Annotated in this window: 10 protein-coding genes; 6 read left to right on the top strand and 4 right to left on the bottom strand. The window is 47.4% G+C overall.

The genetic code is table 11. The features are described 5' to 3' along the window. The first annotated feature begins 37 nt into the window (after positions 1-37). Together ACYVGO_RS27535 and ACYVGO_RS27530 are read left to right on the top strand one after the other, a co-directional pair. Positions 38-6,814: an amino acid adenylation domain-containing protein gene (locus ACYVGO_RS27535; RefSeq protein ID WP_460972021.1), complete on the top strand. Its 6,777-nt coding sequence runs from the start codon at positions 38-40 to the stop codon at positions 6,812-6,814. A gap of 5 nt (positions 6,815-6,819) precedes the next feature. Beyond that, complete coding sequence (locus ACYVGO_RS27530; protein ID WP_460972020.1) at positions 6,820-10,896, top strand: non-ribosomal peptide synthetase; 4,077 nt, start codon at positions 6,820-6,822, stop codon at positions 10,894-10,896. A gap of 101 nt (positions 10,897-10,997) precedes the next feature. Here ACYVGO_RS27530 and ACYVGO_RS27525 read toward each other — a convergent pair whose 3' ends face one another. After that, on the bottom strand, positions 10,998-13,562 hold the full coding sequence (locus tag ACYVGO_RS27525; protein ID WP_460972019.1) for a glycosyltransferase: 2,565 nt from the start codon (positions 13,560-13,562) through the stop codon (positions 10,998-11,000). A gap of 214 nt (positions 13,563-13,776) precedes the next feature. Between ACYVGO_RS27525 and ACYVGO_RS27520 the strand changes: the two genes are divergently transcribed. Continuing rightward, positions 13,777-15,183, top strand: coding sequence for a sensor histidine kinase (locus ACYVGO_RS27520; RefSeq protein ID WP_460972018.1), 1,407 nt, complete (start codon positions 13,777-13,779; stop codon positions 15,181-15,183). Positions 15,184-15,257: 74 nt separating this feature from the next. On the opposite strand, the gene ACYVGO_RS27515 is transcribed toward ACYVGO_RS27520, so the two are convergent. The 3 genes from ACYVGO_RS27515 to ACYVGO_RS27505 all read right to left on the bottom strand — a co-directional run bounded on the left by ACYVGO_RS27515 (position 15,258) and on the right by ACYVGO_RS27505 (position 20,187). After that, positions 15,258-16,697 carry an MOP flippase family protein gene (locus ACYVGO_RS27515; protein WP_460972017.1) on the bottom strand — a complete coding sequence of 480 codons (1,440 nt, stop codon included), beginning with the start codon at positions 16,695-16,697 and terminating at the stop codon, positions 15,258-15,260. A 57-nt stretch (positions 16,698-16,754) separates the two neighbouring features. Next, a complete protein-coding gene (locus tag ACYVGO_RS27510) occupies positions 16,755-19,097 on the bottom strand; it encodes a T9SS type A sorting domain-containing protein (RefSeq protein WP_460972016.1) in 2,343 nt (780 codons plus the stop codon). A gap of 85 nt (positions 19,098-19,182) precedes the next feature. Next, a complete protein-coding gene (locus ACYVGO_RS27505; RefSeq protein WP_460972015.1) occupies positions 19,183-20,187 on the bottom strand; it encodes a T9SS type B sorting domain-containing protein in 1,005 nt (334 codons plus the stop codon). A gap of 132 nt (positions 20,188-20,319) precedes the next feature. Here ACYVGO_RS27505 and ACYVGO_RS27500 point away from each other — a divergent pair, with 132 nt between their 5' ends. The 3 genes from ACYVGO_RS27500 to ACYVGO_RS27490 all read left to right on the top strand — a co-directional run bounded on the left by ACYVGO_RS27500 (position 20,320) and on the right by ACYVGO_RS27490 (position 22,630). After that, complete coding sequence (locus ACYVGO_RS27500) at positions 20,320-21,063, top strand: 4'-phosphopantetheinyl transferase family protein (protein WP_460972014.1); 744 nt, start codon at positions 20,320-20,322, stop codon at positions 21,061-21,063. A 95-nt stretch (positions 21,064-21,158) separates the two neighbouring features. Beyond that, on the top strand, positions 21,159-22,112 hold the full coding sequence (locus ACYVGO_RS27495; RefSeq protein WP_460972013.1) for a hypothetical protein: 954 nt from the start codon (positions 21,159-21,161) through the stop codon (positions 22,110-22,112). A gap of 89 nt (positions 22,113-22,201) precedes the next feature. Further along, a complete protein-coding gene (locus ACYVGO_RS27490) occupies positions 22,202-22,630 on the top strand; it encodes a c-type cytochrome (protein ID WP_142772728.1) in 429 nt (142 codons plus the stop codon). Positions 22,631-22,637 lie beyond the last annotated feature (7 nt).

Raw genomic sequence — 22,637 nt, 5'->3', positions numbered from 1 at the left:
AGTTAGGTGAGTTGCTGGTCCTCAATCAATTATCTGTATGAGTGTTTATGATGACATAAGCCGGGGTAGATACTCCCCGCAGTTCGTTCATCAGCTTGTTGAGCAGGTGTCGCTCGAAAATCAGGATCGTATTGCGTTGATCTTTGGGGAGCACGAGCTTACCTATGGTCAATTAAACAACCGGGCAGAAGCACTCGCTCAGGCTATTTTATACGCGGATCCAGATGCTGAACAGATAGGGGTAAGTACAACCCGTAATCTGGAAATGATTGTGAGTGTGCTGGCTATCCTGAAGTCGGGCAAGGCTTACCTGCCGCTTGATCCAGCTTATCCTGAACACCGGTTACAACAGATTAAAGCCGATTCCGCGCTCCGAACCTGTTTGGCTACCGCACCTGACGAACTACTCTTCGACCGGTTGGGGCTTCAGGTGATTGCGTCTGATCAGGAATACACCCAGCCACTACAGACGGTTAGCCGTCAGACTACCACCGCTTACGTTTTATACACGTCAGGATCGACCGGTAAGCCTAAGGGAGTTTGCATGGGGCATAGCCCCCTTATGAATCTGTTGCAATGGCAGGAAAAACAGTCGAATGCAGGTTTGGGTACACGAACGCTTCAACTGGCCCCTTTAAGCTTCGATGTTTCGTTTCAGGAGATTTTTGCTACCCTGAGCACGGGCGGAACCTTGATGCTGATTGATGAAACGCTTCGTCTTGACTTAAATGCACTGTTGCGATTTATTGATGAACAAGCCATAAATCGACTGTTTCTGCCCTTTGTTGCTCTCCAGTATCTGGCGGAAACAGCCGTGAGCACGGGCCGGTTTCCAGTGCACTTGCGTGAAATTATGACCGCCGGTGAACAGTTAAAGATTACCCCCCAACTCATTCAGTTTTTTTCGGCTCTTCCCGCTTGTGTATTATTCAACCAGTATGGCCCTACAGAGTGCCATGTAATCACCCAACTAGCTTTAACGGGCGATCCTGCCAACTGGCCTTTATTACCAACGATCGGGCAGGTCATCGACAATGTCAGTTTAGTTGTTGTTGATGATAACCTGACAATCCTGCCTGATGGAGAGGTGGGGGAACTTTGCTTTGGAGGAGCCTGCTTAGCCGAAGGGTACCTGAATCAGCCCGTGCTGACCAGCGAAAAATTCATCGAACTCGAAGTGCCACAACAAGGGCAGATGCGTATCTATCGCACTGGAGACCTCGGCCGATTGCTACCCGATGGAGCTATTGAATTTTTAGGCCGTCGCGATGATCAGGTGAAAATCCGGGGACACCGGGTTGAACTGGGCGAAGTCGAAGTTAGTATAAATCAGCTTCCCGGTGTTAAGCAGGCTGTGGTTGTAGCCCGTGAAGGTACTGATAGTCAGAAACGACTGGTTGCCTATTTGGTAGCGACTAATGATCAGGTAGCTAAGTCTGGTATTCGAACTCAACTCGAACAACAACTGCCTGACTACATGATGCCGTCCGCTTTTGTCTGGCTGGATGAGCTCCCTAAAACCAGCAGTGGCAAGGTTGATAAAAAGCAGTTACCAGCCCTTGAACGCAAACGGCCTGAATTAGACATTGCCTATCGAAAGCCTAAGAGTGAGCTTGAACAAACAATCGCCCGTATCTGGATTGACCTGTTACAAGTCGATAAAGTAGGGTTGGATGATAATTTCTTTGAACTGGGAGGAAACTCCTTACTGGCTCAGAAGACGGTAGCCTCGTTAAAGCAGTATGAGCAAACATTACCTGTTACGAAGCTGTATCAATTTCCGACAGTTGCCGGCATTGCTGGTTATTTGAACCCGCTGAAATCACAACTGGCTACCCGATCAACGAACGAGTCAGCTAAATTCCAAACGGAAAAAGAAAGCCAGCTTACTTCGGATAATGATGTCGCCGTAATTGGGATGGCAGGCCGTTTTCCGGGAGCAAGCACGGTTGATGCCCTGTGGGAACTGCTGAAGCAGGGAAAAGAAACTACCCGATTTTTCACAGACAGTGAATTAGACGCCAGTATACCAGCCAGCCTTAAACATGATCCGCTCTATGTAAAAGCAAGGGGTGTTATTGAGCAGGCCGACCAGTTTGATGCGCAGTTTTTCGGACTGACGCCCAACGTAGCGCAACTGATGGATCCCCAGCAACGCGTTTTTCTGGAGATTGCCTGGGAAACGCTGGAGCAAACGGGCTACTTACCGCAACACTACGATGGTCGCATGGGTGTGTTTGCCGGTTGCGGAAATAATACGTATTACCTGAATAATGTACTCGGACATAAGGATCTGATCGATCAGGTTGGGGCGTTTCAGGTAATGACCTTGAATGAAAAAGACTACATAGCTTCCCGAACGGCCTATCAGTTGAATCTGAAAGGCCCTGCCGTTAGTGTCTACTCGGCCTGTTCAACATCGCTATTGGCTATTTCGCAGGCGGTTCAGAGCATTCGAAACGGCCAGTGTGACCTGGCGCTGGCGGGTGGTGCGAGCATAACCACACCCCTCAACAGCGGCCATTTATATCAGGAAGGGGCTATGCTCAGTCGGGACGGACATTGCCGTTCATTTGATGCCGATGCGCAGGGAACCGTGTTCAGCGATGGAGCAGGGGTCGTTTTGTTGAAAAATCGGGAAGCGGCCTTGCGTGATGGGGATACAATTTATGCGGTCATTAAAGGGGTTGGCGTTAACAATGATGGTGGGGGCAAAGGTAGTTTTACCGCACCCAGCGCCGAGGGGCAGGCAGGGGCCATCGCTATGGCCATTGCCGATGCCGGTATCGATCCCGCAACCATCAGCTATGTGGAAGCGCATGGAACGGCAACGCCACTTGGTGATCCCATTGAAATTGATGGCTTAACACAGGCGTTTGGCGAACAGACTGAAAAACAATACTGTGCCATTGGTTCTATTAAAAGCAACATGGGGCATTTGACCCAGGCTGCGGGTGTGGCCGGATTGATCAAAACCACACTGGCTTTGTATCATAAGCAGATTCCCCCATCGCTTAATTACGAGCGTTCAAACCCTGCTATTGATTTTGCTAACAGTCCATTTTTTGTCAATACGAAACTCACAGATTGGAACGTAGCGGATTCAACTTCATCGGAGCGCCTACCACGCCGAGCTGGGGTGAGTTCATTCGGGGTGGGTGGTACAAACGTTCATGTCGTTCTGGAAGAGTTTGATCAACAACCCCAGGTTTCAGAGACAGGTCGACCAGTTCAATTGATTACCTGGTCAGCAAAAACACAAGCTAGCCTGGATGCGTATGCCCGGAACCTGGCAACACAACTGAACCAGCCTACTTCACTGAATCTGGCGGATGTAGCGTTTACACTGCAAACCACGCGGGCCAATTTTAAGCACCGGCGTTTTGTGGTAGCCGCCACGCAGGCCGAACTTGTTGGCAACTTACTGGCTGAACCAGGTAAATCGCCAACAAGTAAACCTAAGGTTGCCGACCGGCCTGATGAAGTCGCTTTTCTCTTTCCAGGGCAAGGGTCGCAATACCTGAACATGGGCCGGGCGTTATACGAAAATGAATCTGTATTCCGTCAGGCAGTAGACGCCTGTGCTGAATTGCTGAGTCCCTGTTTGGATACCGATATCCGCCAGGTTATGTACGCCGACCTTATCAATTCTGAGGTTGAATTACGACTGAAAAATACCCGATATACACAACCGGCTCTGTTTGTGACCGAATATGCCTTAGCTCAATTATGGATGAGTTGGGGCATTGAACCATCGGTTTTTTGTGGGCATAGCGTAGGTGAGTTTGTGGCCGCCCATCTGGCAGGTATATTCTCTTTAGCGGATGCACTAACGCTGATTGCGGCTCGTGGCCGAATGGTCAGTGAATTGCCACGTGGCAGTATGCTATCCGTACGAAAAGCGGCAACTGCTGTGTTGGCGATACTGCCTTCAACAATCTCTATGGCGGCCATTAATAGCCATACCCTCTGCGTTGTAGCGGGTCCTGATGAAGACATTGCCGATTTTGCCCGTTTGCTCGATGAGAAGGAAATTCCCAACCAGCCACTGGTAACCAGCCATGCCTTTCACTCCGCCATGATGGACCCAATTGTTGGCGAGTTTGAGAAGATTGTTGCCGGAGTTTCGCTGAACCGCCCGAAAAAGCCCATCGTTTCAACGGTGACTGGCAACTGGTTAACGGATACACAAGCCACCGATCCGAATTATTGGGCAACCCACCTCCGGGCAACGGTACGTTTCTCAGATGCCCTCGATACGATTTTTACCTTCGATAATCCACTTTTACTTGAGGTTGGCCCGGGTCATGTTACGGCAACTCTGGCTCGGCAACAAGCGGGTAAAAAGCCAGTGACGGTCTTGGCCGGATTAGCGAATCAGCCCGATGTACTAGCGAACTGTCAGTCCGTTTTAACAACACTTGGGCAACTGTATCTGGCGGGTTTGGAGCCAGACTGGAAGGCTTTTTATACAGGCCAGCAACGGATCAATGTATCGCTACCCACGTACGCCTTTACTCGGAAACGTTGTTGGGTTGATCCGGTAGCTGTACAAGCCGAACCGCCAGGGCAGTATTCGACTAATGTTAATCAACAGAGTTTGTCGAACGGCCAATCCTATGCAGCTAGTTCCTCGCTGGAGAATGAATCAGTATCTATTCCCCTCACACCAGAAATGCAATCGGTTACTATGAGAAAAGACACCCTACTCAAAAAAATTAACCAACTCCTGGAAGACGCATCCGGGATTGAACTAGATGGCATAGCGTCAGATACGAGTTTCCTGGAAATCGGCTTCGATTCGTTATTGCTTACTCAGGTAGCCTTAACGCTCAAAAAAGAATTTGGCATACCAGTCACCTTCCGACAGTTAACAAGCGAATATACGTCACCTGAACAATTAGTCAATTACCTCGATCAGACGTTACCTGTTGAGGTGCAACAGCCAGCGCCGTTATCGGCACCGATGCCTATCAACCACCCTGTTGTTGCTTACAACCCAGTATCAACAGGGTGGGCACTAGGAAATCCCGCGTTGGATTTAATTGCTCAGCAGCTACAACTACTTGCCAAACAGATTGAATTGCTACAGGGTGGAAATCCGGTAGCCCCTTTGCCAACTGCTCCCATTACACCCACCATTCCTGCTACGATAAAGTCTATTCTGGCTTCCAGTAATGGAACGTCGAATGGTAGCTCGAATGGGCACAAAATTGCCGATACCGCTGATTTGACACCTGAAGAAAAGGTGGAACTGAAAAAGCCATTTGGTGCAACAGCCCGTATTGAACGACAGGCTTCGGAACTAACAACGAAGCAGCAGGATTTCTTGCGAGAGTTTACGGAGCGGTATAATCAGAAAACAGGCAAGAGTAAAGCGTATGCTCAGGAGCATCGGGCACAAATGGCCGATCCACGAGTCGTATCCGGTTTCCGGCCGCTGACGAAAGAAATTGTATATCCACTGGTGGTCAATCGTTCAAAAGGGAGCCGGGTGTGGGATATTGATGGGAATGAATACATAGATGCGCTGAATGGCTTCGGTTCAAATATGTTTGGCTATCAGCCTGATTGGGTTAAAGAAGCCTTACATGAACAAATTGAACGAGGATTTGAGGTTGGTCCGCAGCATGAACTGGCGGGCGAAGTCAGTCAATTAATTTGTGAACTGACGGGCGCCGACCGGGCGGCATTGTGCAACACGGGTTCCGAGGCAGTGCTTGGAACGATGCGGATTGCCCGAACCGTAACGGGCCGGTCGTTGATCGTTGCCTTTTCTGGTTCCTACCATGGTATTGTTGATGAAGTTCTGGTTAGGGGTACCAAAAAACTCAAGTCATTTCCAGCTGCACCCGGCATTATGCCAGAGGCCGTGCAGAACATGCTGATTTTGGACTATGGTACCGACGAAAGCCTTCAGATCATCCGTGAACGGGCACACGAACTGGCAGCTGTTTTGGTAGAACCTGTTCAAAGCCGTAGACCTGAGTTTGTGCCCATCGAGTTTCTGAAAAAAGTACGCGCCATCACCGCACAATCGGGCACGGTCCTGATTTTCGATGAAGTCATCACGGGTTTTCGAACGCACCCTGGTGGAGCACAGGCTCTGTTTGGGATCAAAGCGGATCTGGGTTCGTATGGTAAGGTCGTTGGAGCTGGTTTACCCATTGGTGTCATTGCGGGTAAACGCGAGTTTATGGATGCGCTCGATGGTGGCTTCTGGCAATATGGCGATACCTCTGTGCCAGAAGTGGGCGTTACGTATTTTGCCGGAACATTTGTTCGACATCCATTAGCCTTAGCTGCGGCCAAAGCATCCTTAACGCATATGAAGGAAGTAGGGCCAGGTCTACAACAACAATTAACCCAAAAGACCCAATTTCTTGCCGATGGCTTGAACGCTGTGCTTTCAGAAAAGCATCTTCCCCTCCTTGTAGTAAATTTTGGTTCACTTTGGAAAATAAAATTTAAAGAAGATATAACTTACGGCGAGTTGTTGTTTACCTTAATGCGTAATAAGGGAATACACATCTGGGATGGGTTCCCCTGTTTCCTGACAGAAGCCCATACTGATCAGGAAATTGATACGATAATTCGCCGGTTTACCGAAAGTATTCACGAACTGATCGACGCCGGTTTTTTTAAAAATGCTTCAAATACGGTAGTTAGCTCTGAGAAGGTCGGTGCAACGTTTTCTATAGACGTACCCCCTGCTCCGGGTGCCAGACTGGGTCGGGATCGGGAAGGTAACCCAGCCTGGTTTATCCCTAATCCAGACCAGCCTGGAAAATACCTTCAGGTTGAATTAAATTGACTAGAATGGCGGAAAGCATTACAAACGTAAATCTGATTGCTGTTGACTTTAATCCGTTTGATGGCCCCGATATTGTGCGGCTTGCGCCAGCCACCGAGCCGCAAACGGAAGTATGGGCAGCCTGTCAATTAGGTGGCGATGATGCCAGCCGGGCATTTAATGAGTCAGTCTCACTACGGTTTAATGGCTACTTAGATAAAAATGCGCTGGAGCAGGCCTGGCAATCGCTGGTTCAACGTCACGAAGCGCTGCATTCGGCATTTAGTGCCGATGGAAGGCAGATGTGTGTATTTGGTCAGCTTTCTATTGATCTGATCTATCAGGATTGCGCTGACAAAACCCCGGCCGAACAGGAGCAGATCATCAAGGAGTATGTAAAACAGGATGCCCTGTATCTGTTCGATCTTCTGAATGGGCCGCTGGCGAAAGTTGGTTTGATCAAGCTTTCCGACACGAGCCATCACTTCACGTTAACAGCGCACCACATTGTGTGCGATGGCTGGTCATTAGGCATCATGCTACAAGACTTGAGTGCGCTCTATTCGGCTTACGCTCAACATCGTTTGCCCGGTTTGCCCGAGGCACCTACTTATAGCCAGTATGCTGCTGATCAGCTTCAGTTTCTGACAACTAAGGAATACCAGGAGATCGAAAAGTTTTGGGTCGATCAGTACAAAGAATCCGTTCCTGTACTCGACTTGCCAACCGATTTCGCCCGGCCAACCCTTCGTACCTACAAAATTGCCCGCCGGGATTATCCACTTAGCGATACGTTAGGATTGGCAGTCAAAAAGATGGGGGCGAAGGCGGGCTGTAGTTTCGTTACCACGTTGATGGCCAGTTTTGAGGTATTTCTGTACCGATTGACTGGACAGGACGATATTGTTTTGGGATTACCAACCTCAGGTCAATCGGCTACCGGCTATCTGGGTTTGGTTGGCCACTGCGTGAATTTACTGCCACTGCGGAGTTTTCCCCGTTCGGAACTTAGCTTTCTCCAGTTTTTAAAACAACGTAAGGAAGATGTGCTCGATGCCTACGAGCATCAGCAACTCACCTTTGGTAGCCTACTGAAGAAAATATCCATTGTCAGAGATCCATCACGAGTCCCGCTCGTGCCGGTTATTTTCAACGTAGATATGGGGCTGGACGATGGAGTTAATTTCTATGGACTCGATTATCAGCTCATTAGCAACCCCCGGGAATATGGAGCCGTTGATTTATTCCTGAATATTAGCGGATCGTCATCAACCGCTGAACTGGTGTTGGAGTGGTCTTATAATACGGACTTATTCAAAGAAAGCACAATCGACCGGATGATGGGCGAATTTGAAAACGTACTGGAAGCAGTCGTTGCCAATCCATCCATACTGATTGAGGATATCTTGTTAGCTGATCAGTTTGAACAGCTGCGAAAATTAACCCTTTGGAATAACACCGCGGCCGATTACCCAGGAGCCAGTTCGTTACAGGCACTACTTGATCAAACGGCAGCGAGCCAACCAGATAAAACAGCCCTCGTTTTTACGAAGGGCCAAACACTAACTTACCGCGAACTCAATGAACGAGCCAACCAGATAGCCCACGCAATCCTGACGTATGGACTAGGTTCAGACAAGCAGAAAGCGGTGGTGGGTGTCGTCATGGATCGGTCGCCGGAGTTAGTTATTACCCTGCTGGCTGTTTTAAAAGCAGGCGCAGCCTATGTGCCTATTGATCCGGAATATCCGCATGATCGGGTTGCATTTATGTTAGCCGACTCATCGGCATCCATGCTCATCACCTCCAAAAAATACCATACAGGTGAACGAGCCACGTACCAGGCTGCCGGACGACTATCCAATCAGCCAACAGTCGTGCTGATTGAACAGGTGCTTGCCGAATTGGAAACATACCCGAAATCTGCCCCCAATGTTCCCGTTACGGGCCATGATCTGGCCTATATCCTGTACACGTCTGGATCAACGGGCCAGCCGAAAGGGGTACTTATTGAGCATCATAATCTGGTTAATCTGCTTTATAGTATGATTGCCTGGCCAGGCATCACAAAAGATGATGCGTTACTGGCCGTCACAACCGTTTCATTCGATATTGCTGGCCTTGAATTGTATTTGCCATTATTAGTGGGCGCTACGCTGGTATTGGCAGATGCCGAAATGACCAAGGACGGTCGTGCGTTACTGGAGGCAATACCGAACTGGCAGATCAGTATGATTCAGGCTACGCCGGTCACCTACAAAATGATGCTGGCTGCCGGTTGGGAGGAACGTTTGCCCCTGAAAATCCTGTGTTGTGGCGAGCCAATGTCGAAAGACCTGGCGCAAAAGCTGACAGCCCGTTGCGGCTCACTCTGGAATATGTATGGCCCGACGGAAACCACCATCTATTCGACCGGAAAGCAGATTCTTGCCAGCGATGAGATTATAACCATTGGCAGACCTATTCAAAATACGCAGGTTTACATCCTCGATGAACATCTGAACCCATTGCCAGAGGGTAGCATCGGCGAAATCTACCTGGCTGGTGAAGGGGTAGCGCGAGGGTATCTCAACCGTCCCGAACTTACCCGCGACAAGTTTGTCCCGAATCCGTTTGACAAATCCAGAAAAAGGATGATGTACCGGACGGGTGATTTGGGCAAGTTTATGGCCGATGGCGAAATTCATTGCCTGGGTCGGATTGACCAGCAGGTGAAAGTCAGAGGATACCGGATTGAATTGGGGGAGATTGAACACGCGCTAATCACGCAGCCTGGCATACGCGAAGCGGTTGTTGTGGCGCGTGAAGAACGGCCTGGTGACCAGCGGCTGATTGCGTATGTCGTAACGAATCCATTACTGCCTACGGATGCCTTTAGGGGTCAGGTACTTGTATGGCGGACGAAGTTGCAGGAGGTTTTGCCGGTATATATGGTGCCAACAGACTTTGTCAGTCTACCGCAGTTGCCCATCACCCCAAATGGGAAAATTGACCGTAATGCGCTGCCTAAACCCGCTAGTCTATTGCAAACTAGCGGAAACGAGACTGAGCCGGGTACGGAAACAGAAAAGCTCATTGCTGCAATCTGGAAGGAGGCTTTAGGAATTGACAAAATTGATATTGATGCAGACTTTTTTGAGTTGGGCGGGCATTCGATGATTGCGGTTCAGGTAATGACCCAACTCGAAAAAGAAACGGGTAAACGCCTGCCTTTATCAACCCTATTAACGTACCCTTCCGTTCGTAAACTGGCCCAGCTGGTTCAGGCTGATGCCAAGCCAACTAACTGGAAGTCACTGGTTCCTATACAGCCGGAAGGGCGTAAAGTTCCCATCTACATCATTCATGGAATAGGGCTCAATCTGCTTAATTTCAGTAGCTTATTGAGTTATATGGACCCTGAGCAACCGATTTATGGGCTCCAGGCTCGCGGGTTGGATGGTATTGATGAACCCCTGGACGATATTGGCGAGATTGCAGCTTTCTACCTTACTGAAGTACTTGAGCAAAACCCAACGGGCCCTTATGCTATCGCTGGTTATTCGTTTGGTGGGTACGTAGCCCTCGAAATGGCCCGGCAGTTAAAAGCGATGGGCAAAGAAGTAAAAATGCTGGCCATGTTCGATACCAATGCACAGGAATCGGATTTGAACCGGTCACTGGCCAGTTGGTTGCAGCGAAAAATTCTTAGACAGTTTCCGAAATTTGTGTGGTTTACGAGTTCGTTGGTAAGCAAGCCCGGCGCAACGCTCCGTTATCAGCAGGTGTATGTTGAACGGCAGGTGGATCGACTACTCAAGGCGGTGGGTTTACGGGAAAAGCCGAAACCCAAAGAAGGACTCGACCTCTTTGAGCAGATCATTGAAAAGCATGAATCAGCTTTTGCAAAATATACGATGAAGCCCTACGATGGTATCGTGGATCTGTTCAAAGCACAGGTGCGGCTTTATTTTGTTGATGATAACAAGTATCTGGGCTGGAAAAAATATGCCTTAAAAGGAGTACGTGTACACAACGTTCCGGGCGATCACGAGCTCATGCTGTTGCCTCCTAACGATAAAGAATTTGCTCATTCCCTGCAACGAGCACTGGATAACTCCTAAGTGTTTAAATGGATAATGTACAATGCATAATGGGTAATGAATAATGTTACTCAGTGATGATAACATTATTCATTACCCATTATGCATTGTACATTATCCATTCACTCCTGAATCGCTTTTGCCTGTTCAGGAGTGAGTACCACTCCTCTAATTTCGGGATAGCGTTCGCTAATGATATCCACCGCATCCCGCACCCACACCTGTTCATTGCTGTCTGGTGTTATTGCGCCAAAGTGTGTGACTAGAATTGGTTTTTGGCGGATACTGTAGTCGAGATGCAATCGAATTGTATTGTGAATCAGTTGATACAAGGATGCAAACGAGTGGCTTTGATGATCGACATCGGTAGCAGGGTTATTCATGATTTCAAGACCCAGCCAGTCTACAGAATCAGTACCCGGATAATGTGAGACAACCGTTGACGGCTGGATAGGGCACCAGACCCAGATCACATTATCAACTTTTTCCTGTTTTATGAATTGCACGATGTATTGCCAGGCTTGTTTGTAGCGAACCAGCGTACTTTCCTGTCGTGTACCCCAGCTGTTGGTTGTATCATCGAATTCAGGGGCGAATGAAACTAGAACGGGTTCCTGATACCGTTTTAGCTCGCTGGCCAGCTTCCGTAAACCACCGTTGTACTCGCCTTTCGTAATGTTTCGTAAAAACAATTGCAACTCAGCCTCTGATCGATGAGGAGAGATTCGGGTTTCGGCAAACGAAGGTTCCAGGTAAAGAAGTGGCAACTGATTGTGAGATACCGGCCAGTTTGGGGCCATTATAGCACTACCTCCTTTAGACGAAAATGTCCAGGTTAAATGCTGTGGCGAAATAATCTGATTGGGTAAAGTAATAGGCTTCTCCTGTTTTGCTGCCAACATGGCTGGCTGGCTGGCTTTTTCAAGCCCATAGTAGAAAGGTTGCGTAGTTGCGTAACGAACTTCTCGTGGGAGTGTAGTCGTCTTTTTGCGGCTGGTATAGGCTACCAGGCCAGTTGTTATGATCAATAAGCCACCAAACAATGGAATAGCAGAAAGCCGTATCCAACTGTACAGACCGTAGCGAATCTGCCAAACCGCAATTCGAAGTGGCCAGACAATTGGCTTTTGGAAAGACATCTTTGCAATCCAGTTTTTTATACTGCCTAATACTTTTTCCTGCCCGATAAGCACATTCAGGCTCAGTATATACGCATTCAATATGGCAAACGTGATCATTAACTCTGAGTAAATATTGCTGACAGCAAACCGCCCATAATGATAGGTACTATAGCCTATGGCAACTACCGTTATCAGCAGTAGTAACAGATTGGGCAGACAAAGAATGAAGTTATTTTGGGGCTTATCGCGCTTGGGCGTAGGCAGATAGGGAACCTCTACCCGGAAAATGGTATAAATAAACCCTAAGAAATAAACCCACCAGGTACCACTGCTAAGCACCCCTCCGAGCGTATGAAAACCTGCTTCATGTTTTTCGATAAGCCAGCGTTGCGCATATTGCCGAATCAAAAAAGCAGTTATCAACAGAGGAGCATAGGCAGTACCGAAGACGAGCAGGTCTAACTTAAGCGGAAGCCTCATGGTTACCAGCGAGATTATTGGGATGAGGATGTCAATTAGTTGAACAATACCCAGTAAATAATATAGCGGCATGGTGAGGTAATGCAGGCGTTGGCGCCACGACAATTGACCAAAAACGCTGGGGTAGGTAGTCACCAGGAGTTCAAACGTTCCCCGTGCCCATTTGAGTTGTTGTTTGTAATACGCCGACAACGTTGCCGGCACCAAACCGTAAGAAAGCGGGAGCGGCACATAGGCCGACCTCCAGCCTTTTGCGTGGAGTTGCATGGCCGTATGCATGTCTTCGGAGAGCCCGGCAGCATGCCCCCCAATCGAATCGAGGGCGGCCCGTCGAAACGTACAGTTGGCCCCAATAGCCTGAGCCGTTCCGTACGTTCCCATGCAGGTCATCATCGGCCCGTAAAACGTATAGGTTTGCTCGGCAGCGCCAAACGCAACTAAGCTTTCCCGATAATTATAATAGGCCTGTACACATTGCACAAACCCAACAGTAGGATCTTCAAAATAGGGGAGAACATGATCCAGAAAATCAGGTACCGCCACATGGTCGGGGTCCAGGATCACACAGATGTCGCCGGTAGCCAGTTGCAGCGCATTATTGATGTTGCCTGCTTTAGCGTCTTTTTTATCCGTGCGCGTTACGTGTCGGATACCCATTTGCTCACAAACCTGACGCAGATACGGGTCATCAGCCTCGTCGCATAGATAAGTCGTATGCGGATAAGGAATAGCCTGAATTGCCCGTAACGAATTCAATACCATTTCGTAAGGTTCACCTGGGCAGAAGGTTGTGAATATATCAACGCTCCAGATGCGTGTGACTGCCGGAGGAGTCGCGGGAACCACATTCCAGTAGTGATACCATTCGTGAAGTAAGCGTAGCAGTTTGAAGGTAACCGATACGGTTAGCATGGCAAACAGCCAGGAATAGCCCCGATTCTCCGGTTTCAGGTAGACCCATAAAAAAGCTACTATAAATAATAAGCCAACCGAAATGAGTATGCGTATCGGTCGTTTATCGCTCTTTTTAAACGAGAAGTTATAGGCTTCGTTGGGCGAAGGTTGCGTAAAAAGTTGCCAGTTCATTATGGGTGAGTATGTGCTGTACAGTAGCCTCATCAGCATACTTAAGTGTACGAGTCATTTTTTTTGACTTCGAAAAGCTGAAGTGGTCAAAATAAATGACTCGTAAATCTTTTAAAAGGTACTTATATGAATGATTATTCTACTAAAACCTTGGAAAGGAAACTTATATTGGGCATTATTTGGATAGGTTCCTTCACCAGTTTGTTCTCACTACATGCATTTCGCCACTTGGAACCTGCTGTTTACGGGTATGGTCGGTTCTATATTACTGCTAAACCTGGTGCAGTGGAGTATTTACCGTGAGCGTATTTATGGCCTTTATGCCCTATATATGCTTGCCTGGCTGGTCTACTTTAGTCTGAGGGTGAATGGTATAGATGGGTATGTATCGATCAACACACAAAATTTTGTTCGTGGCACCGCACCCATGCTGGCCTATGTTGTCTACTTCGATTTTATTGATGCGCTGTTAGAACTTCGCCATACAATCCCTCGCTTGCTGAAGCTGTTTCGCTGGGCCAGATTCATTATTCTAGGGTATGTTGTGCTAATTGGGATTGTGTGTTTTGGCCATTGGTACGAACCGACTTATAACCTGGCTCATACCCTTATTCGCCTGCTAATTATTGGGCTGGCGACTTATGCCATTCCACAAATTAACCGGTTGACGGGCGTTGTACCACGCTATCTGGCCTTAGGCTCCGGACTACTGCTGGTAGGTGCCATTGCCTCTATGCTCATGACAACGGGTGAGGTCTATAAAATAAACCCCAACTCATTTTTATTCTCTCCACTTACCTATCTGGAGTTTGGGATCATTGGCGAGTTAATCTGCTTTACCTTATTACTGGGGTATCGTCAGCGACGGGGCGCTATTCAAAGTGCAATTGTCGAGCAGGAACTCGCACGTGAGCGTGAGCAGCACCAACGTGAACAAGTTGAAGCTGAGTTGGTTGCGGAGAAGTTACGACAGCAAATGTCGGTTGTTCAACTGAAAGCGTTGCGGTCGCAGATGAATCCGCATTTTCTTTACAACTCCCTGAACGCCATCCGGTTGTTTGTGCTCCAAAGCGATAGCGACAATGCGGATAAATTTTTGGTGAAGTTCGCCCGGTTGATGCGGCTCATTTTGGAGAACTCTCGTCAGGAGTGGGTGACATTAACCAGTGAACTCGAACAACTGCAACTTTATTTAGAACTGGAGCAGCTTCGCTTCGATAATAAGTTCGACTTTTCTATTGAAGCTGACCTATCACTGTCAAAAGAAGCTGTATCGATTCCGCCCATGATAATCCAGCCTTATGTCGAAAACTCGATTCTGCATGGCATTGCCCACAAGAAAGGCACTGGTAGCATAACCGTTTCCATTTTGCCTAAGGGAGAAGGATTGGAATGTAGTATAGAAGATGATGGAGTTGGACGGCGTAAGGCTGGCGAACTTAAGAACCAAACCATATCACTGCACAAAAGTGTGGGATTGAAAGTAACCCAGGAGCGGTTAGAGCTGATCAGCCAGCAGATTGGCCAATCAAGTCAGGTAGTTATCCTTGATAAAGTAGACGATGAGAATCAGCCAACTGGTACCAAAGTAGTGATTCAGTTGCCGTTTCTGCTTCAATAAACGTTAAAAATGGCATCCTTAAAGGCACTGGAAGAGGTAAAAAATCACTTCGGGGCCAAAGAAAAGAGAGATATTTACAAAAGCCCTTGTCGGTAAGCTTTTAGCTGCGCGAATGAGAGCTTATAAGCTAGTGTTAAAACGGCGTAAGTAGCACCACCCAGCGCGATTTCCGCTATAGAGTTGGCAAGGCCTGTATTGCCCACAAGCGATTTGTACACGCTGATAATCCCAACCATGATCAGGCAAAAGGTAATCGGCTTGGCAATGTTTTTAAAGAAGTCGCCCACAAAATCGCCGATCAGATAATGAACCATGGCAAAATTGACGACCATATTTAGAAAGGTAGTCAGTAAAAAAGCGGATGCTATACCCATAACCCCCCAATACGTCCCGAACACATAGACCAACGGTATCTTTACGATAAGGGTACCTAAATTTAGGTAGAACAGCAAGTTGGGTTTCCCCTTTGTGAAGGCAACCGTATATAGCGGATGGCTCAGGCAGATGAAAAGTCCAACAAAAACAAAAATTCGGATCAATTCAATAGTTTGACCCCAACCAGGGCCATAGATCAGAGGAACAACGGCATCTGCCGTAATAAATAGGCCAGCTAATAGGGGCATGTTGCAATAGCTGATGAAGTCCAGAATCTTCAGATATGATTTTTTTAGATCGGCTGTATTTTCTTTCATTTTAGCCAGAATTGGGTAAGCAACCTGTAAAATGATCGGGTTGAGCTTCATGATCGGAAATACACACAACTGATAGGCAATAGTGTAATAACCCAGCATTTTTACGCCCATCATGCCGCCAAGAAAAATATTATCGGAGTTGGCCTGAACGAAGCCTAAAAAGCCGTCGCCCATGTTGAAAATGCCGAAACGGAGGTGTTCTTTGATATTGCTCAGATTGAAAAATAACCTTGGAATGAAGAACCGGAGACCAAACGTAATCTGTAAAATGGACTTCACCGTCTGCATCACCAAAGACCCAATAATCAGCGACAGCTCATGGAAACCGTTATACGCAAGCGTGATTGTAACTGCCGATCCGAGGACCGTTCCGGTTATATCGATGATTGCCACCGACTTGAACCGGAGCTCCTTTTCCAGTAGAAACATGTAAATCTGACCGAAATAAGCGATCACGAAATAATAGGAGGACAAATTAAGTACCTGCGCCAGTTTGGGTTCGTGATAGAAGGAGATAATTAAGGGAGCCGTGGCATGAATGGCGATAAAGATCACCAATCCGATCAGCAGATTTAAATAGTACAGGGTCGATAAAACGTTTCGGTCGCTTTCCTGCTTGTAAATGATCGAGTTGGAAAAACCAAGATTCGCAAAGACCTGGAAAAAGGCGATTATCAAATTGCTGATACTAACAATACCAAAATCGGCAGGTGCCAGAACTCGGGCGAGTATAGCAACCTGTGTAAATTGAAACAGGGTTGAAATAACAGTGGAGATCGTTATCCACTTTCCCCCGTTCATTGCCTTTTGTGTATTACTCATGTAGATACGCTACTGAATTAGCTAGGTTGCTGGCTTATGGATTCATAAGCACTATGATTACCGAGCTCTGATGATTTTTTTTACGACCCGTGTCTGTCCCTGATGCACTTCCAGTAGGTACATGCCTTGTGGTAATGTGCTTACATCGACCTGAGTACGCAGGATACGGCTCGACTTTGGCATACTCAGTTGCTTCTGTCGTTGACCTGCGCTGTTGTAAATGCTGACATCCAGCGAGATCAGGCTACTATTTTCTACAACTAGCTCTACGTAATCTGTTGATGGGTTCGGGTAAACCTGCAACGTACTCAAATCAGGGGTAGCCTCTTTGTTCGTAGTCGATAGGGGTATAACAAAGACGGGGGTTTCACTTACATTAATCGTAATTGTACCTGTTTGGCTTACCTGAATGGTTCGTGTCATTTGATCACTGCCCGCCGTTGGGATGCAAATTTGCATAGTATCGCCCTTATTTACGGGTAAATTGTAGGTACCTGTTCGGCCTCGCTCATCGGGTATTACTACTACATAAGACGAACGCCCGTCCATTTCGTAACGATCAACGATCAGATCATCAGGACCACCAGTAGGTTTAGACGATTCTTTGAATCGGTAATCACCCAGCAGGTTCATGGCCTGATATAAATAATCGGCCGCGGGTTTTCGCGTCTTATTCTCATTGAGTAAACCCATCGAACTGAATTGAAGGTCATTCAGAATATTATCATCGTAGGCCTGAAAGAAAAATACCCGATCAATACCGACCCGGCTAAACAATAAGGCTGTCCGAAGAATCCAGTCGGCCTGGGTTTGTAACGCTGATTTGTTGCCAATGGGAATGGCATGAAACGGGCTGCCCTGGTTTATATCATAGCCCGTTTCCGTAATCCAGACGGGCATCCCATTGGCATATTGACGAGCCAGTTTTACAAACGTAGCGGCCTGTTCACCAATGCCGCCCAGTTCAGGAGCTGCTCCCCGGCTGCCCCCGCCGTTCTGCGACGATTGGGCATCATTAGCGTATAAATGCTGATTTATAACATCCCAGCAGAGGTCTACCGAACCGTCGGGTCGGTATCCTCTGAACTCTTTACACCAGTCAATCATGGCCCGTACGTAATCGGTGGTGGCTGCCGACATACCCCCAATGGCGACGGTTACAGATGGGTCAGCGTTTTTGACGCCCACACCGGGGCCAAGCGTATTTTTGTGCCCATCGTAAAAAGCAGAAAGATTGGCGGCATATTCCCGTGCCGACTGGTACCCATTTCGCCCTTTCCAGGTCTTATCGGGTTCATTGTTGCATTCGATGTAACGAATCAGCCCCAGACCAATTTTAACCGAATTGACCCCCGCCCAGGTGTTTACCTGACTGACAGATAAAAGGCTTGGATCGACCCGCTTATTGTAGCCATAGCGGGCTATGTACTGGAACGCAACGCGGGCATGGTCGAGGTACGAGCTGGGAGAGGACAGATCAGCACCGTATTTCGCGGGTATGTTGCTGTAATCGCGTCCACCCTCGGGATAGGTGTTTTCCATCCACTTGGGAAGTGTTTGCAGGCAGGCCAGCACCTCTATTCCTTCGGCCTGCAACCGTTCATACATGGCATCGTAATCCCAACTACCACTAAACGTGGGGTTGTAGGTGTAACTGCCCTGATCGGCCTCCAGCTTATCCCAGTCCATATAGTGGCGCATGGACGAAAAGCTTGTCAGTGCTTTAACGCGCACATCATCAACAGGTCGTAAGGCGGATGGGGCGTCGGGATTTTCAACATACCATTCAAAACCATTGATGCCTAATTTACGCCGGAAGGGAGTGGCCTGCAGGGGAGAAAGGGCGGGTTCCTGTCCAGTTTGGTAGCTTCCATACAATTCAAGTTCGGTGGGGTAGTCACCAGACGTATTTAGTACCAGATATCGGGCGTTGGTGATGGGTGTTTTCAGATCAAACACATCCGGTTGGTCAGGATTCGGCCCAACCCAGGCCTGGTATTTTTCGCCAATAAACCGCGCAATCGGGATGCGCTCCCATTGATCGGTAATAATCGACAGCGTCATCGGTTTGTCAGCGTTAATGCCCGCGCCGTCGTAGAGTCGAATACTTTCTATACTTAGTGTCTCTCCGGCCAAAAGAGGATAATAGGCGTCGAAGTTGGTTAGGATTTTGCCATAGCCAGTATTGACACTTTCGGTTGTAATGCCATCGAATAGGGCATCCAGACCGGCAGAGGTGTTGTTGACCTGATACCAGCGTTTGGGGTCAATGGGTATCTTGGTGGAGGCATTAGGCTGCGGACCTAATACGGCCGAATGTGCTCTACTACTTTCCTGGGTTCGGACAAATAGTAGGATAACCAGGAAGGTTCTGACTAACGTAAGTAAGTTCTTTTTCATGGGTTAGATTACCTGGTAAGTTACTACCTGGCATTCGGATGATGTGTCAATTGGGTACGGAGCCGTAGATCGGACGTTGGACAACTTAACGCATCAGTAAAATACTGCCGGTCTGAATTATATCGCTCCTGGTTGTGCCTGACCGAAAGGCAATAACCCACGTATACGTTCCGGTTGCACAAGGTGCGCCAGAATAAGTTCCGTCCCACTTTTGAGCAGGGTCTGAACTGGTAAAAATCAAGCTTCCCCAGCGGTTGTAAATCTTCAGGGAGAACGAATTTGAGGTAGCTGCGTGCAGAAAAACGGCTAGTGTGTCATTGACCCCGTCGTTGTTAGGCGTGAATACAGTGGGCACAAAAACTGGTTCAGGCTGCCCTACGCACTCGCTGCATTGCTTCACCTGCAAATCATCAATAATCATATCGTTCCCACACCCTAAGTCGCCCTGATTATTGATTAATTTTATGACAACTTCGTCAACCGTTGTAGGTGCTGTAAATACAAGTGAGCAACGACGCCAGGTGGGAGAATCTGTTTGCAGAATTGGGCCAATCAGTGTTGATTGAATTACCAATCCATCGTTCGTTTCTATACTGATCGATAAATTAGGAATCAGTGCGTTCAGGCATGTTCCGGTTTTAAGCAGATTCAGTACCCATACCGAAACTTCATAACTAGTTCCTTTACATAAGCCGGAAACAGGTTGCTGATAAAACATGCCTGCTTTGCTTCCACCGTTAATAACCAGCATATTGCCCTGCGTATCGTTTGGCGTATGATCTGTAGCAACAGCATACCAGGTCGAATTAAAGCAACTGCCATCGAGCGCATTCGTGATTGTATACTGGCCATCGCCAGGGCAATTGATGGGCTCATATTCGTAAGGCGTTAACCCTGCAATCGAACTTGTACTGCGGGCAGTACCGAACGTTTGATTGAACACAAGTTCACCAGATGGGTCAGCACAGACTTGGGCAATAGTGGGTTGAAAACAGGTACAGAAAAAACAGGCAACCAGACAGATTGCTACACGTAACCTGTTAGCTATCAGAAAACTATTTCTGATAAATTTACGGATTGCAGAAGCCATACTTACTGCTTAGGACTGAAATATCTTTTTTGGGTCACCATATGTTTAATAGGATTGTCTAGTTGTCGCGATGTGGATTGTAGTGGTAACATAGTGATTGCTTTATTTATCTTGCCGCAGAAAGGATAGGTTATGTCGAATGCATTTATAACGAATACAGTTTTAACGGGCTTTTTGTGGCACCCCTGGTCAGCCTGCTCTTTTGACGATAAAGTGGCTGTTTTTCGCTTTCAGTTATCGGATGATTTACTGTTTGATGATCAATTGCCTGAACTTCAACCGCATGAAATGAGCCGTGCGCAGCGCTATCATCGGCAGGAGGATCGAATTCGATATAGCTACACCCGACTCATTCTGCGAATGCTGGTTGGGCGTTATCTCAAGCAGGAACCTGGTTCAATTCACTTCACAACGGGTATCAATAAAAAGCCTGAAATTAAAGGTAATACCAGTTGGCACATAAACGTATCGCACTCGGGTAACTGGATTCTGGTGGCTATTGGGAAGGCAAGTGTTGGGGTCGACATTGAAAAAATCAATCTTGGTATGACGTTTCAGGATATGCTGTCGGCAAGTTTTAGCCAGGAAGAGCAGCAATATGTAAACGCAAGTGTAGATCCTCGTTTCGCATTTTATGAGCTGTGGACACGGAAAGAGGCTCTGGTTAAAGCGACGGCCAAAGGCCTGGATGATGATTTCCCGCGAATGCCCTCCCTGAATGGTATTCATCCAATCGACAGTAAGTTGATTGGAGCCGCTGGAGACTGGACGGTGGCTAGCTTTGCCGTTTCCGAAGCCTACCCAGCAGCTGTTGCCTATAGACCCATGGCTGACTACCCAATATTTTATACCCTCGACAGTAGCTTATTTAATTAGTATACGTCGTAACTAGTTATAGGGTATTGAGTTATAGGTAGAGTCTCTGGATAACCAGTAACTCAATAACAACTAACCAATTTACTTAAGTCGCTATGCAGCAATTCATGCTGAAGTTTCTTTATGTGGTGGCAACGCTGAGATACCCTGGCATCAGACGAGATCTGCGATACTTTGTCCGGGATAACTACTATTCCAGGCTTAACCAACTACAATTTGTATTCCCTGATTTTTTTACCAAAAAACCGTATAAAGTAGTTGATTATCACGGCGAATTCGATCAGGAATTACGCTATGTCTTGCCGTTTGCCTACTGGCATCACCTGAACGGCACGCTAAAAAAAACTATTTCCTGCACGAATACAAAAGAGTTCTATTTCTTCAGCGAAAACCATAGTGAGCAATACGAAAAACGAGTGTGGCAGGCAGGATATGGGTATTACGAGGTACCGAATATGACCCATAGCCCCACCTTTAGCTACACTAAATTTGCACAGGTGCCCTTTAAACGTCACTATAAAAATGACCTGTTCGTGTATGATAAACCGATACTCGTCATTGCCAATAAATACAATATTGAGTGGGATAAGCCACCCATTAATTTTCTTGGTGTACCCGAATTAGATCGAATTATTTCTACCTATAAACAAACGTATCAGATCATCTACAACCGACCGCTGTCGACGCAGATTGTGCTGGATAACAGCGAGATTATGGATCTGAATGAACATGAATGGATTCGAAAACAACACCCTGAGGTAATTCTGATGCACGACCTGCACGAACAGTATCGGGATAAGGTCAATAATTTCAATCATCTTCAACTACTGGTGTATGCCAATACCGACCGTTTTATTTCGATGCATGGTGGCACGGCAGCTTTGGCCAGTTATTTCGGCGGCATAAACATTATTCTGTCGCATCCAGGTGGAGGAATGGAGCATCATTTCAACGAATACGCCACTATTTTTCCTGCCCTTTCTGGAGCCCAAATCCTACACGCAAAAAATACGGAGGCTGTATTTAGCTATCTGGATGAGTATTATTGAACCCACTTCGCCTTGGGAAATACGTACCTTACTAGGTTTGAAGTTTGTTGATTTGACTACTTGATACCTTTTATTCCGTAGGTTTTCTAATGCGACAACTCACGTTCAATTTATTCGTTGGTATTGTATTAGCCGGTTCAAGGGCATTCGTAGCTGTACAGGAAGCTCATAGTGGTTCAGCGGGTTTAGTTAAAGAAGAGCTGGTTACAAATCATCACGCTACCGACACAACCGCGAACCAAATTTCCGTAGCGAAGCAGCTAATCGCATCCAGTGATTGCAGAGCCTGCCATAACCTGCAAACGAAAGCGGTAGGGCCCGCCTACAAGGAAATAGCCGGGAAATACAAAGGAGATAAGAGCGCATCGGAACGACTCGCCAGGAAAGTAATTACAGGTGGCAATGGCGTGTGGGGTGAATCAAGCATGAGTGCTCATCCTACTCTCTCATTCTCCGATGCTACTAAGATTGTTAATTACATACTGAGCCTGTCTGACGATAAATCCCAGCCGAAATAGCTACTGA

Source organism: Spirosoma migulaei (assembly GCF_054776855.1).
The sequence above is the reverse complement of the archived record's forward strand: the minus strand, read 5'-3'. Positions and strand labels throughout refer to the sequence as shown.

Excerpts from the sequence above, each read along its gene's own strand:
- ACYVGO_RS27510 (WP_460972016.1), bottom strand. The coding sequence starts at position 19,097 with ATGAAAAAGAACTTACTTACGTTAGTCAGAACCTTCCTGGTTATCCTA.
- ACYVGO_RS27535 (WP_460972021.1), top strand. The coding sequence starts at position 38 with ATGAGTGTTTATGATGACATAAGCCGGGGTAGATACTCCCCGCAGTTC.
- ACYVGO_RS27515 (WP_460972017.1), bottom strand. The coding sequence starts at position 16,697 with ATGAGTAATACACAAAAGGCAATGAACGGGGGAAAGTGGATAACGATC.
- ACYVGO_RS27495 (WP_460972013.1), top strand. The coding sequence starts at position 21,159 with ATGCAGCAATTCATGCTGAAGTTTCTTTATGTGGTGGCAACGCTGAGA.
- ACYVGO_RS27525 (WP_460972019.1), bottom strand. The coding sequence starts at position 13,562 with ATGAACTGGCAACTTTTTACGCAACCTTCGCCCAACGAAGCCTATAAC.
- ACYVGO_RS27505 (WP_460972015.1), bottom strand. The coding sequence starts at position 20,187 with ATGGCTTCTGCAATCCGTAAATTTATCAGAAATAGTTTTCTGATAGCT.
- ACYVGO_RS27500 (WP_460972014.1), top strand. The coding sequence starts at position 20,320 with ATGTCGAATGCATTTATAACGAATACAGTTTTAACGGGCTTTTTGTGG.
- ACYVGO_RS27520 (WP_460972018.1), top strand. The coding sequence starts at position 13,777 with ATGCATTTCGCCACTTGGAACCTGCTGTTTACGGGTATGGTCGGTTCT.
- ACYVGO_RS27490 (WP_142772728.1), top strand. The coding sequence starts at position 22,202 with ATGCGACAACTCACGTTCAATTTATTCGTTGGTATTGTATTAGCCGGT.
- ACYVGO_RS27530 (WP_460972020.1), top strand. The coding sequence starts at position 6,820 with ATGGCGGAAAGCATTACAAACGTAAATCTGATTGCTGTTGACTTTAAT.